This window comes from Sphingomonas sp. Leaf4 (assembly GCF_920939515.1).
GTDB lineage: Bacteria > Pseudomonadota > Alphaproteobacteria > Sphingomonadales > Sphingomonadaceae > Sphingomonas.
Genome location: NZ_CAKLBB010000002.1, coordinates 392,693 through 405,127, shown reverse-complemented (window position 1 = coordinate 405,127; position 12,435 = coordinate 392,693). Strand labels below are relative to the sequence as shown.

At 63.9% G+C, this 12,435-nt stretch carries 14 protein-coding genes; all 14 read right to left on the bottom strand.

Translation table 11 applies throughout. The features are described 5' to 3' along the window. Nucleotides 1-36 precede the first annotated feature (36 nt). The 14 genes from nuoL to LRA89_RS04365 all read right to left on the bottom strand — a co-directional run bounded on the left by nuoL (nucleotide 37) and on the right by LRA89_RS04365 (nucleotide 12,261). Nucleotides 37-2,136, bottom strand: a complete 2,100-nt coding sequence (gene nuoL / locus LRA89_RS04430) for an NADH-quinone oxidoreductase subunit L (protein ID WP_230769155.1) — start codon at nucleotides 2,134-2,136, stop codon at nucleotides 37-39. Nucleotides 2,137-2,167: 31 nt separating this feature from the next. Continuing rightward, on the bottom strand, nucleotides 2,168-2,473 hold the full coding sequence (nuoK, locus tag LRA89_RS04425; protein ID WP_056494427.1) for an NADH-quinone oxidoreductase subunit NuoK: 306 nt from the start codon (nucleotides 2,471-2,473) through the stop codon (nucleotides 2,168-2,170). Continuing rightward, on the bottom strand, nucleotides 2,470-3,081 hold the full coding sequence (locus LRA89_RS04420) for an NADH-quinone oxidoreductase subunit J (protein WP_055755939.1): 612 nt from the start codon (nucleotides 3,079-3,081) through the stop codon (nucleotides 2,470-2,472). The genes nuoK and LRA89_RS04420 overlap by 4 nt, the downstream gene beginning before the upstream one ends. Nucleotides 3,082-3,190: 109 nt before the next feature. Continuing rightward, nucleotides 3,191-3,676 (bottom strand): NADH-quinone oxidoreductase subunit NuoI, encoded by a 486-nt coding sequence (nuoI, locus tag LRA89_RS04415; protein WP_055755937.1) that lies wholly within the window; start codon nucleotides 3,674-3,676, stop codon nucleotides 3,191-3,193. Next, nucleotides 3,673-4,713 carry an NADH-quinone oxidoreductase subunit NuoH gene (gene nuoH / locus LRA89_RS04410; protein WP_230769230.1) on the bottom strand — a complete coding sequence of 347 codons (1,041 nt, stop codon included), beginning with the start codon at nucleotides 4,711-4,713 and terminating at the stop codon, nucleotides 3,673-3,675. Before nuoH ends, nuoI begins: the two co-directional genes overlap by 4 nt. Before the next feature lie 26 nt (nucleotides 4,714-4,739). Continuing rightward, a complete protein-coding gene (gene nuoG / locus LRA89_RS04405; protein WP_230769154.1) occupies nucleotides 4,740-6,755 on the bottom strand; it encodes an NADH-quinone oxidoreductase subunit NuoG in 2,016 nt (671 codons plus the stop codon). Further along, a complete protein-coding gene (gene nuoF, locus LRA89_RS04400) occupies nucleotides 6,755-8,059 on the bottom strand; it encodes an NADH-quinone oxidoreductase subunit NuoF (protein WP_230769153.1) in 1,305 nt (434 codons plus the stop codon). Before nuoF ends, nuoG begins: the two co-directional genes overlap by 1 nt. 2 nt (nucleotides 8,060-8,061) lie before the next feature. Then, complete coding sequence (locus LRA89_RS04395) at nucleotides 8,062-8,232, bottom strand: hypothetical protein (RefSeq protein ID WP_230769152.1); 171 nt, start codon at nucleotides 8,230-8,232, stop codon at nucleotides 8,062-8,064. Next, nucleotides 8,229-8,921 (bottom strand): complex I 24 kDa subunit family protein, encoded by a 693-nt coding sequence (locus tag LRA89_RS04390; RefSeq protein WP_056494418.1) that lies wholly within the window; start codon nucleotides 8,919-8,921, stop codon nucleotides 8,229-8,231. Before LRA89_RS04390 ends, LRA89_RS04395 begins: the two co-directional genes overlap by 4 nt. Then, nucleotides 8,921-9,226, bottom strand: coding sequence for a nuclear transport factor 2 family protein (locus tag LRA89_RS04385; RefSeq protein WP_056495244.1), 306 nt, complete (start codon nucleotides 9,224-9,226; stop codon nucleotides 8,921-8,923). The genes LRA89_RS04390 and LRA89_RS04385 overlap by 1 nt, the downstream gene beginning before the upstream one ends. 23 nt (nucleotides 9,227-9,249) lie before the next feature. After that, nucleotides 9,250-10,473, bottom strand: coding sequence for an NADH-quinone oxidoreductase subunit D (locus tag LRA89_RS04380; protein ID WP_230769151.1), 1,224 nt, complete (start codon nucleotides 10,471-10,473; stop codon nucleotides 9,250-9,252). Then, nucleotides 10,473-11,330 carry an NADH-quinone oxidoreductase subunit C gene (locus LRA89_RS04375; protein WP_230769150.1) on the bottom strand — a complete coding sequence of 286 codons (858 nt, stop codon included), beginning with the start codon at nucleotides 11,328-11,330 and terminating at the stop codon, nucleotides 10,473-10,475. Before LRA89_RS04375 ends, LRA89_RS04380 begins: the two co-directional genes overlap by 1 nt. Continuing rightward, on the bottom strand, nucleotides 11,327-11,896 hold the full coding sequence (locus tag LRA89_RS04370) for a NuoB/complex I 20 kDa subunit family protein (RefSeq protein WP_055755925.1): 570 nt from the start codon (nucleotides 11,894-11,896) through the stop codon (nucleotides 11,327-11,329). The genes LRA89_RS04375 and LRA89_RS04370 overlap by 4 nt, the downstream gene beginning before the upstream one ends. After that, nucleotides 11,887-12,261: an NADH-quinone oxidoreductase subunit A gene (locus LRA89_RS04365; RefSeq protein WP_055755923.1), complete on the bottom strand. Its 375-nt coding sequence runs from the start codon at nucleotides 12,259-12,261 to the stop codon at nucleotides 11,887-11,889. Before LRA89_RS04365 ends, LRA89_RS04370 begins: the two co-directional genes overlap by 10 nt. Nucleotides 12,262-12,435: the final 174 nt, after the last annotated feature.

Below are 12,435 nucleotides of genomic sequence, written 5' to 3'. Positions count from 1 at the left end.
TGTTATTCCCCCGAACCATTTGCTTCGAACCGCGCATCACGACGCGATCACCCAGGTAACAGCCGCCGTCAGGCCGATGAGCATGACGAAAGCATAGGTATAAAGATAACCGGTCTGCATCCGCACCGCCAAGCGGCTCGACAGGCCGACCAGCGCCGCCGACCCGTCGGGGCCGAAGCGGTTGATCGTCTGCTCGTCGCCGCGCTTCCAGAAGAAACGTCCCAGCGCGAAGGAGGGCCGGATGAAGAGCAGATGATACAGCTCGTCGAAATACCACTTCTTGAGCAGGAAGCGGTGCAGCACGCGGAATGTCTCCGCGATTGCCGCCGCCGTGCCCGGCCGGGCGATATAGACGTAGAACGCGCTCACGAACCCGATCAGCATCACGATCGTTGCGGCCAGCTTCACCATCAACGGCACCTCGTGCATCGCGTGCATCAGATGCTCATTGAAGAACAGGCTGCCCTTCCAGAACGTCTCGCCCGCCTCCGGCTCGATGAACCAGTGATGGAAGACATAACCCGCAGCGACCGCACCAACCGTCAGCACGATCAACGGGATCAGCATCGGCAACGGGCTTTCGTGCGGATGATAGCCCGCCGTGCCTTCGACAACGTCGGTAGCATGCGCGTCGTGCGTCGACGGCGCATGGCCGGCATCTTCCGCCGCCGGATGCGCTTCCTGATCGTGACCATGATGAGCGTGGTCGTCATGACCGTGGTGGCCATGCGCGTCATGCACCGCATGCTGGATATGCTCCGACCCGGCCCATCGTGGTTTGCCGAAGAAGGTCAGGAACATCAGCCGCCACGAATAGAAGCTGGTCAGCAGCGCGGCGAACGTACCGACATAGAAGGCGCCATAGCCGTTCGGACCCGACGCCCATGCCGCTTCGAGGATCGCATCCTTCGAGTGATAGCCCGCGAAGCCGCCAATGCCGTAAATACCGACACCGGTGATCGCCAGCGTACCCGCCATCATCGCCCAGAAGGTGAGCGGGATATGCTTCCGCAGGCCACCGTAATAGCGCATGTCCTGTTCGTGGTGCATCGCATGGATGACCGAGCCGGCCCCCAGGAACAGCAACGCCTTGAAGAAGGCGTGGGTGAACAGGTGGAACATCGCCGCGCCATAGGCACCGACGCCCGCCGCGAAGAACATATAGCCAAGCTGCGAACAGGTCGAATAGGCGATGACCCGCTTGATATCGGTCTGCACGAGGCCGATCGTGGCGGCGAACAGGCAGGTCGCGGCACCGACGGCGGTCACGACCGACAGCGCGGTCGGCGACACTTCGAACATTGGCGAGAGGCGGCACACCATGAACACGCCCGCCGTCACCATCGTCGCGGCGTGGATCAGCGCCGACACCGGGGTCGGGCCTTCCATCGCGTCCGGCAACCACGTGTGGAGGCCGAGCTGCGCCGACTTGCCCATCGCGCCGATGAACAGCAGCAGACACAACACCGTCATCGTGTCGGCGCGGAACCACAGGAAGCCGATCGTCGAACCGGCCATCGACGGCGCAGCTTCGAGGATCGCGGGGATCGAGATCGTCCCGAACACCAGATAGGTTCCGAAGATGCCGAGCATAAAGCCCAGATCACCGACGCGGTTGACGACGAACGCCTTGATCGCGGCGGCATTGGCCGATGGCTTGCGGAACCAGAAACCGATCAGCAGGTACGACGCCAGACCGACGCCTTCCCAGCCGAAGAACATCTGGACGAGGTTGTTGGCCGTCACCAGCATCAGCATGGCGAAGGTGAACAGCGACAGATAGGCGAAGAACCGCGGCTGATCGGGGTCCTCGCTCATATAGCCCCAGCTATAGAGGTGAACGAGCGCCGAGACGCTGGTGATGACGACCAGCATGACCGCGGTCAGCGCATCGACCCGCAGCTCCCATGCGATGTCCATCCCGCCCGACACGATCCACGTCGATACCGGCGCGACGCCAGCGGTCGCGGTTCCGGCGAGGAACGGCACGAAGATGCTCCACGACAGCGCGGCGGCGACTAGCAGTCCCGCCGTCGTCACGATCTTCGGGAACGCGATGCCGAACGCCCGGTTCGACAGCCCCGCGACGACCGACGCCAGCAGCGGCAGGAACACGACGATATGGATGGCGCTCATGCGAACGCCTCCGAAATCCCAATCACCGGCATCACCCCTTCATCCGGTTGACGTCGTCGACCGCGATGGAACCGCGACCACGGAAATAGATGACCATGATGGCCAGCCCGATCGCGCTCTCGCCGGCGGCGACCGCCAGCACGAACATCGCGAAAATCTGACCGACCAGATCGCCAAGCTGCGCCGAGAAGGCGACGAAATTGATGTTCACCGCCAGCAGGATCAGCTCGATCGACATCAGGATGACGATCAGGTTCTTCCGGTTGAGGAAGATGCCGAGCACGCCCAGCGTGAACAGGATCGCCGCGACGACCAGATAATGGGTGATCCCGATCACAGCTCGACCCCCTGCCCGATGGGCTGATTGACGTTGCGCGTGGCATCCTTGGACCGGCGGCTGACCTGGCGATGGATGTTCTGCCGCCGTGAGTCGACCCGCACGCGCTGGGTCAGCACGATCGCCCCGATCATCGCGACCAGCAGGACGAGGCCGACGCCCTCGAACACATAGAGATAGCGGGTATAGAGCAGCCGCCCGATCGCCTCGATATTCGGCACCGCGACATCGACCGGCGCGACCCGCCGCGCCAGATCGATCCGTCCGGCGGTCCATGCGTACGCGCCGATGATGAGCTCGACCGCGAGCAGCACCGCGAGCGCGAGGCCGGCCGGCAGGTAACGGACGAAACCGGCGCGCATCTCGGTGAAGTCGATGTTCAGCATCATGACGACGAACAGGAACAGCACCGCGACCGCACCGACATAGACGATGACGAGCAGCATCGCGATGAACTCGGCACCGGCCAGCACCATCAGCCCGGCGGCATTGAAGAAGGCGAGGATCAGCCACAGCACCGAATGGACCGGGTTGCGCGACGTGATCGTCAACGCAGCCGATGCCACCACGATCGTGGCGAACAGATAGAAGGCGAGTGTCTGGATCACGAGCGCTGCTCTTCCCCCTGTTCGCCCCGCTGGCTGCGGGACGATACGCTTGTCATTAGATCGGCGGAGTGGAACACCCGGTCCCCACCGTTACGGAACACCGGCGCCCTTACCGATAGGGCGCGTCGCTCGCAAGGTTCGCGGCGATGGCGCGTTCCCAGCGGTCGCCGTTCGCGAGCAACTTGTCCTTGTGATAGATCAGCTCCTCGCGCGTTTCGGTCGCGAATTCGAAATTCGGCCCCTCGACGATCGCATCGACCGGGCATGCTTCCTGGCACAGCCCGCAATAGATGCACTTCGTCATGTCGATGTCGTAGCGCGTCGTGCGACGGCTGCCGTCCTGACGCGGCTCGGCCTCGATCGTGATCGCCAGCGCCGGACACACTGCCTCGCACAGCTTGCACGCGATGCAGCGTTCTTCCCCGTTGGGATAGCGGCGCAACGCATGTTCACCGCGGAAGCGCGGGCTGATCGGATTCTTCTCGTACGGGTAGTTGATCGTCGCCTTGGGCTTGAAAAAATACCGCAGCGTCAGCGCGTGCGCCTTCACGAACTCCCACAGGGTGAACGATCGGATGGTCTGGGCGATACTCATGCGGGCACTCCCACGCGCTGGATCATCAGCCAGCCCGAGACGAGGAAGACGAAGATCAGCGACATCGGCAGGAACACCTTCCAGCCCAGCCGCATCAACTGGTCATAACGGTAACGCGGCACCGTCGCCTTGATCCAGCTAAAGACGAAGAAGAAGAAGAACGTCTTGCCGAGGAACCAGATAATACCGGGGACATAATAAAGCGGTGCCCAGTCGACCGGCGGCAACCAGCCACCCCAGAACAGCAGCGCGTTGAGCGCGCACATCAGGATAACGTTGGCATATTCACCAAGCCAGAACAGCGCGAAGGCCATCGACGAATATTCGGTCTGATAGCCGGCGACCAGTTCCGACTCCGCTTCGGTCAGATCGAACGGCGCACGCGCGGTTTCGGCGAGCGACGAGATCAGGAACACCACCGCCATCGGGAACAGCAGCGGATTGAAGCCGAAACCATTGATGAAGCCGAAGATATGCCCGCGCTGTTCGAGGACGATCGTCGTCAGGTTGAATGACCCGGCCCACAGCACGACGGCGATGAGGACGAACCCGATCGCGACTTCGTAACTCACCATCTGCGCGGCGGCACGCAGCGCCGAGTAGAAGGGATATTTCGAGTTCGACGCCCAGCCCGAAATGATGACGCCATATACTCCGAGCGACGATGCCGCGAGGATATAGAGCAGCCCGACGTTGATGTCCGCCACGACCATGCCGACGTCGAACGGGATCACCGCCCAGACAATCAGCGCGACGGTGAAGGTGATGATCGGCGCCAACAGGAACAGCCCGCGATTGGCAGACGACGGGATGATCGTTTCCTGTAGGAACACCTTCAACCCGTCGGCGAACGACTGGAGCAGGCCGAACGGCCCGACCACGTTCGGTCCGCGGCGCAGCGCCATCGCCGCCCAGATCTTGCGATCGGCGTAGATTATCATCGCCACCGCCAGCATCAGCGGCAGCGCGATGATGAGGATGCCGATCAGCGTGGCGAGAGTCCACGCCACGCTCGGGTTCATACCCCAACCGACCATCGCGGTCGTCGGGCTGGAAAAGAAGCTCACTCGGCGGCCTCCGCGAAATCCTGGCCATGGACAAGTTCGGCCGAACAACGCTGCATCGTCGGGCTGGCCCGGCAGATGGCGTTGGTCAGATAGAAGTCGGCGACCGGATAGGTCACCGTGCCCGACGCCTTAGCGTCGAGTGCCGGCGGGTTCCAGTCATACCGAACCAAAGCTTCACGGCCGAGGTCGGGAACCGCCGCCGCCATCGCCGCACGCAATCCGGCGAAATCGTCGAACGGCAACGTCACGCCGAGGAATTCGCCAAGCGCCCGCAGGATGGTCCAGTCGTCGCGCGCATCACCCGGTGCAAAGACCGCGCGGTCGCCGCGCTGCACCCGGCCCTCCATGTTGACATAGGTGCCGGGCTTCTCGGCATAGCTGGCCCCCGGCAGGACGATGTCGGCCGCCGCCGCGCCCTTGTCGCCATGATGACCGATATAGACCTTGGTGCTGTTCGCGAACTGGGCGAAGTCGACTTCGTCCGCGCCAAGAAAAAACACGAGTTTCGGGTTCGCCGCGACAATATCGGCGATACCCCCCGCCTGCGCATAGCCGAGCATCAGCGCGCCCATGCGTGCGGCGGCCAGATGAACGACGTTGAAGCCGTTCCACGACGTGCCGTCCTCCAGCGTGCGGACGAGATTGCCGTCCTGCGCCAGCTTGAGCGCGGCACCATGGCCCTTCTTCAGCGCGCCCGGCCCGACGATGACCATCGGGCGCTTGGCAGCATCGAGCGCCTCGGCGGCACGATCGGGCAGACCGTTCAGCAGGCCGAGATCGTCGCCAAGCCATTCGGCCTTGTAGGTCAGATCGACTTCCGGCCCGATCGAGAAGACGCGCGCGCCCTTCTTGATCGCCTTGCGGACGCGGGTGTTGATGAGCGGCGCCTCGTGGCGCAGGTCGCTGCCGATGAGCAGGATCGCGTCGGCGTCCTCGACCCCGGCGATCGTCGTGTTGAACGCGACCGCGCCGAGGTTGGTGACGTCATACGCCATACCCGTCTGCCGCCCCTCGAGCAGCGACGATCCCAGCGCGTTTACCAGCGCCTTGGCAGCAAACATCGTTTCGCAGTCGAGCAGGTCGCCCGCAATCGCCGCGACCGACGACCCGGCGTTGACCGCCGCAATCGCCGCGAACGCCTCGTCCCACTCCGCCGCGACCAGCTTGCCGCCCTTGCGGACATAGGGCTTGTCGAGACGACGACGCACGAGCCCGTCTACGGCGTGGCGCGTCTTGTCGTGCGCCCACTCCTCGTTCACGTCCTCGTTGATGCGCGGTACGCAGCGCAGCACCTGCCGCCCGCGCGCGTCGAGGCGGATATTGGTGCCGACCGCATCCATCACGTCGATCGCGAGCGTCTTTTTCAGCTCCCACGGCCGTGCCTCGAACGCATAGGGCTTCGACGTCAGCGCACCGACCGGACACAGATCGACGACGTTGCCCGACAATTCGCTCGTCACCGCCTGTTCGAGATAGCTGGTGATCTGCATGTTCTCGCCGCGATAGATCGCGCCGATCTCCTCGACGCCCGCGACCTCTTCGGCAAAGCGGATGCAGCGGGTGCATTGGATACAGCGGGTCATGACCGTCTTGACGATCGGACCCATGTACTTTTCGGTGACGGCGCGCTTGTTCTCGTCATAGCGCGAATGGCCACGGCCATAGGCAACCGACTGGTCCTGCAGATCGCATTCGCCGCCCTGGTCGCAGATCGGGCAGTCGAGCGGATGGTTGATGAGCAGGAATTCCATCACGCCTTCGCGCGCGGCCTTCACCATCGCGCTGTCGGTGCGGATTTCCTGATTGTCGGCCGCGGGCAGCGCGCACGATGCTTGTGGCTTGGGCGGCCCCGGCTTCACCTCGACCAGACACATCCGGCAATTACCGGCGATCGACAGCCGTTCGTGATAGCAGAAGCGCGGGATTTCCTTGCCCGCCGCTTCGCATGCCTGGAGGACGGTGGCACCCTGCGGCACCTCGACCTCGACCCCGTCTACCTTGACCTTAGGCATTATTCCGCCGCTTCCTGCATCGGCAGCGAACCACCGCCGCGCTTCTCGTTGATCCGCCGCTCCAGTTCGGGGCGGAAGTTCTTGATGAGGCCCTGGATCGGCCACGCCGCCGCGTCGCCGAGCGCGCAGATGGTGTGGCCCTCGACCTGCTTCGTCACCTGGTGCAGCGTGTCGATCTCGGACAGGTCGGCATCGCCGGTGCGCAGCCGCTCCATCACCCGCCACATCCAGCCTGTGCCTTCGCGGCACGGCGTGCACTGGCCGCAGCTCTCGTGCTTGTAGAAGTACGAGAGCCGGCTGATCGCGCGCACGACGTCGGTCGACTTGTCCATGACGATGATCGCCGCCGTGCCGAGTCCCGATCCGACCGCCTTCAGCCCGTCGAAGTCCATCGGCGCATCGATGATGTGCTCGGCCTTCACCAGCGGCACCGACGATCCGCCGGGGATGACGCACAGCAGATTATCCCAGCCACCCCGGATGCCGCCGCAATGCTTCTCGATCAGCTCGCGGAACGGGATGCTCATCGCTTCCTCGACCACGCACGGACGGTTCACATGGCCGCTGATCTGGAACAGCTTGGTGCCGCGATTATTCTCCGCGCCGAAGCTCGAGAACCACTCCGCGCCGCGCCGCAGGATCGTCGGCACGACCGCGATCGATTCGACGTTGTTGACCGTCGTCGGGCAGCCATACAGGCCCGCGCCCGCCGGGAACGGCGGCTTGAGCCGGGGCTGGCCCTTCTTGCCTTCGAGCGATTCGAGCATCGCGGTTTCTTCACCGCAGATGTACGCGCCGGCACCGCGGTGGGCGAACACGTCGAAGTCATAGCCCGACCCGCAGGCATTCTTGCCGAGCAAGCCCTTGGCATAGGCCTCGGCGATCGCCGCGAACAGCACCTCGGCCTCGCGGATATATTCGCCGCGAATGTAAATGTACGCCGCCCGCGCACGCATCGCGAAACCGGCGACCAGCGCGCCTTCGATCAGCTTGTGCGGATCGTGGCGGATGATCTCGCGGTCCTTGCACGAACCGGGTTCGGATTCATCTGCGTTGATGACGAGGAAGTTCGGCCGGTCGGGCTTGGGCGCCTTGGGCATGAACGACCATTTGGTGCCGGTCGGGAAGCCTGCTCCACCGCGTCCGCGCAGGCCAGACGCCTTGATGCGGTCGATGATGTTGTCCTGCCCCAGCGCCAGCAGCGCCTTCGTATTGTCCCAGTCACCCCGCTTCTGCGCGGCGTCGAGGTTCCATGGCTGGAACCCGTAGACGTTGGTGAAGATGCGATCCTTGTCGGCCAGCATCCTTATCGTCCCTTCCCGATCGCCTTCTCGGCGATGAAATACATGGCAACCATCGCGCCGATGCCGATCGCGATGCCGAGCAGCTTGAGCGCGCCGACGAACAGTTCGAGCGCGATCCACAACACGACGATCCCGACAAGGATCGCCAGCAACAGGCTGCCCAGCGCCTTCATGCCACAGGCCCTTGGCCATTGCCCCATTCGGGCCGGTAATCATGGTTTCCGGCCATCATCGCGGCAAGGTTGGTCGGCTCGCCGACCGGCTCGACGGTGTGGCGGCCGGGCTCCTGCGTGCCGGGCTTCGGCGTCTCGCCCTTCGCCAGCGCCTCGATGATCGCGGTGGTGCGATCGTAATCGAGGTCTTCGTAATTATCGTCGTTGATCTGGACCATCGGCGCGGAAGCGCAATTGCCCATGCACTCGACCTCGGTCAGCGTGAACAGGCCATCGGGCGTCGTCTTGCCCTTGACCAGTCCACGGTTCTTGCACGCGGCGAACACGTCGTCCGACCCGCGCAGCATGCACGGCGTCGTTCCGCATACCTGAACGTGATAACGACCGACCGGCGCGAGGTTGAACATCGTGTAGAAGGTCGCGACCTCGTAGACGCGCATGTAGGGCATGCCCAGTTCGCGGGCGATATATTCGATCACCGGAACCGGCAGCCACCCTTGCGTCTGCGTCTCCGCGCCGACTTGCCGCTGGGCGAGGTCGAGGAACGGAATGGTGCAGGACTGCTGGCGACCGGCGGGATAGCGACCGACGATCTCCCGCGCCTTTTCGGCGTTCGCCGGGTTCCAGGCGAACGAACTCCAGCGGGCGCGGACTTCGGCCTCATCGGGAATGGTGGGGGCGTCGGCCATCAGCGAATAAACTCCACGCGGTCGACCTTGTCGCCGCTGAACGAATAGACGGTCATCACGTCGAACGGGGTGGCATCGGGCGAACGGCGGACCCGCTCGTGCAGCACGACACGCTCGCCCAGTTCGAACGACTGCAACACTTCGGCATGGTTCTGCGGAAACTCGGCGAACACCGCCGCCATGCCGCTCTCGACGCCCTCGCGACCATCGCGCACCACGTCACCACGATACAATGCCTCGCAGCCATCGTCGGCAAAGAACGCGGCATATCCCGCCGCGTCGCGCGCGTTGTAGCGCTCCATCATCGCCGTTACCGTATCGATCCGGCTCACCGGTCGCACTCCCCGAACACGATGTCCATCGCACCCAGAATGGCGGTGATGTCGGCAAGCATATGGCCCTTCGACATGAAGTCCATCGCCTGCAGGTGGCTGAACGCCGTTGGGCGGATCTTCACGCGGTACGGCTTGTTGCTGCCGTCCGACACCATGTAGATGCCGAATTCGCCCTTGGGGCTTTCGGTCGCGACATAGACCTCGCCCGCCGGAACGTGATAGCCCTCGGTGTACAGCTTGAAGTGATGGATCAGCGCTTCCATCGACTGCTTCATCTCGCCGCGCTTGGGCGGGACGACCTTGCGATCGAGGCTGCCAACCGGTCCCTCGGGCATCTGCGCGAGACACTGTTTCATGATGCGCGCCGACTGATACACTTCCTCGACGCGGACCATGAACCGGTCGTAACAGTCGCCGCGCGTGCCGACCGGCACGTCGAAGTCGACCTTGTCATAGGCGTCGTACGGCTGCGCCTTGCGAATATCCCACGGGATGCCCGCACCACGGATCATCGGGCCGGAAAAGCCCCAGCGCACCGCATCCTCGCGGCTGACGATTGCGATGTCGACGTTGCGCTGCTTGAAGATGCGGTTCTCGGCGACGAGGCTGATCGCATCGCCGAACAGACGCGGCAGACGGGTGTCGAGCCACTCGGCAATATCGGTCAGCAGCTTGAGCGGCACGTCCTGCCGCACGCCACCCACGCGCAGGAAATTCGCGTGCATCCGCGCACCCGACGCCCGCTCGTAGAAGTTCATCGTGTCTTCGCGCAGCTCGAACATCCACAGGTTCGGCGTCATCGCGCCCACGTCCATGACATGCGAACCGAGGTTCAGCATGTGGTTCATGATGCGGGTCAATTCGGCGAAGAACACACGCAGATACTGGGCGCGCAGCGGCACCTCGATGTCGAGCAGCTTTTCGACCGCGAGGACATAGCTATGTTCCATGCACATCGGCGAGCAGTAATCGAGCCGGTCCATGTACGGCAGCGCCTGCGCGTACGTCTTGTACTCGATCAGCTTTTCGGTGCCGCGGTGGAGCAGGCCGACGTGCGGATCGATCCGTTCGATGATCTCGCCGTCCAGTTCGGTGACGAGCCGCAACACGCCGTGCGCCGCAGGATGCTGCGGCCCGAAATTGATCGTGTAGTTCTGGATCTCGACATCGCCGGGGGTCGGATTGGCGGCGTCGATCTGGTGATCGTAATCAGCCATCACTTGTTCTCCGCCGACGAAGTCGCCGCATCGGGCGACGGCACGTCGGGATCGACGGGCTTGCTGTCGGGCCGGTTGCCGGGATGCGGTTTGCCCGCACCGGTATCGGCCACGCTTTCGGTCACTTTCGGCTTGTCGACTTGCGGCGTCGCATCCTTGGCCCGTTCGTCGGCGCGCTTCACCTGATCGGCGGTCGCGGGCGACTGCGCGCCGGGCGCCTGCCCGACGGCGGGCTTGGGCGCGGCGGCCTTTTCGTCGCCCGGCAGGACGTATTCCGCCCCTTCCCACGGGCTCATGAAATCGAACGTGCGGAAATCCTGCGCCAGTTGCACCGGCTCATAGACCACGCGCTTGGCCTCTTCCGAATAGCGCATCTCGACATAGCCGGTCAGCGGGAAGTCCTTGCGCAGCGGATGGCCGCGAAAGCCATAATCGGTCAGGATGCGGCGCAGATCGGCATTGCCGGTGAAGAGCACGCCGTACATGTCGTACACTTCGCGCTCGAGCCAGCCGGCGTTGTACCAGATTGCCGTCACCGACGGCACCGGATGATCCTCGTCGGTCGTCACCCGGATGCGGATGCGATGGTTCCGCGTCATCGACAGCAAATGGTAGACGACGTCGAACCGCTCAGGCCGCTCGGGGTAGTCGACGCCGGCGATCTCGGCCAGCATCTCGTACTTGAGGCCCGGCGTCTCGCGCAGCAATTCCATCGCCATGACGAGGCGGTCGCGGTCGACGGTCAGCGACACTTCGCCGACGAGGTCCTGTGCCTCGACGAGCAGATCGCCGAGCACCGCCTTCGCCGTATCGATCACGCCGTCGTTGGCGGCATAACGGGGTGCGGGTGCCCTCACCGTTCGATGCTCCCCGAACGGCGGATCTTCCGCTGCAACTGCATGACGCCGTACAGCAGCGCCTCGGCGGTCGGCGGGCAGCCGGGGACGTAGATGTCGACCGGCACCACCCGGTCGCATCCGCGCACGACACTGTAGCTATAGTGGTAATAGCCGCCACCGTTGGCGCAGCTTCCCATCGAGATGACGTATTTCGGCTCCGACATCTGGTCATAGACGCGGCGCAGCGCCGGGGCCATCTTGTTGCACAGCGTGCCAGCGACGATCATAACGTCCGACTGGCGCGGGGACGCGCGCGGCGCGGCGCCGAACCGCTCCATGTCATAGCGCGGCATGTTGACGTGGATCATCTCGACCGCGCAGCACGCCAGCCCGAACGTCATCCACCACAGCGAACCGGTCCGCGCCCAGGTGAACAGGTCTTCGGTCGAGGTAACGAGGAAGCCCTTGTCGGTGAGTTCGCCGTTCAGGTCGTTGAAGAAACCCTGATCGGGGGCCTGCGCCGGCACGCCAGCGGCATTGCCCGCGCCGAAGCCGTGCGGCGGCGTCGTGAGTTCTACTCCCATTCGAGAGCTCCCATCTTCCAAGCATATACAAGGCCCAGCGCCAGTTCGCCGATGAAGATCATCATCGAGAACCATGCGGTCCAGCCGAGGTCGAAAACCGAGACTGCCCAAGGATATAGGAAGGCCGCTTCGAGATCGAAGATGATGAACAGGATCGCCACCAGATAAAAGCGCACGTCATACTGGCTGCGCGAATCCTCGAACGCGGGGAAGCCGCATTCATATTCGCTGAGCTTTTCCGGCGTGGGCTTGTGCGAGCCGGTGAAGCGCGAAGCCACCATCGGCAGGACGACGAACGCCGTCGACAGCACCAGGGCTATGCCCAGGAACATCAGGATCGGCAGATATTGCGACAGGTCGACCAAGGCAGGGTCTCTCGCGGTTGCGGTAAGGATTGCGCCCGGCTTTAGGCCGATGGGCGCGGGGCATCAAGGGCGGAACAGGGTGAGAATCATTCGCAGTTCAACCCGCCGCCAGCACGGCCGCCGTCCTCCCGCAAACGCAGGGCGACGGTCGGCGACGATGACGACAACCAGCGG

Coding starts and splice junctions, on each gene's coding strand:
- LRA89_RS04370 (WP_055755925.1), bottom strand. CDS start 11,896: ATGGGAGTAGAACTCACGACGCCGCCGCACGGCTTCGGCGCGGGCAAT.
- nuoL (WP_230769155.1), bottom strand. CDS start 2,136: ATGAGCGCCATCCATATCGTCGTGTTCCTGCCGCTGCTGGCGTCGGTC.
- nuoG (WP_230769154.1), bottom strand. CDS start 6,755: ATGCCTAAGGTCAAGGTAGACGGGGTCGAGGTCGAGGTGCCGCAGGGT.
- LRA89_RS04390 (WP_056494418.1), bottom strand. CDS start 8,921: ATGGCCGACGCCCCCACCATTCCCGATGAGGCCGAAGTCCGCGCCCGC.
- LRA89_RS04380 (WP_230769151.1), bottom strand. CDS start 10,473: ATGGCTGATTACGATCACCAGATCGACGCCGCCAATCCGACCCCCGGC.
- nuoF (WP_230769153.1), bottom strand. CDS start 8,059: ATGCTGGCCGACAAGGATCGCATCTTCACCAACGTCTACGGGTTCCAG.
- nuoI (WP_055755937.1), bottom strand. CDS start 3,676: ATGAGTATCGCCCAGACCATCCGATCGTTCACCCTGTGGGAGTTCGTG.
- nuoH (WP_230769230.1), bottom strand. CDS start 4,713: ATGGTCGGTTGGGGTATGAACCCGAGCGTGGCGTGGACTCTCGCCACG.
- LRA89_RS04385 (WP_056495244.1), bottom strand. CDS start 9,226: ATGATGGAGCGCTACAACGCGCGCGACGCGGCGGGATATGCCGCGTTC.
- LRA89_RS04395 (WP_230769152.1), bottom strand. CDS start 8,232: ATGAAGGCGCTGGGCAGCCTGTTGCTGGCGATCCTTGTCGGGATCGTC.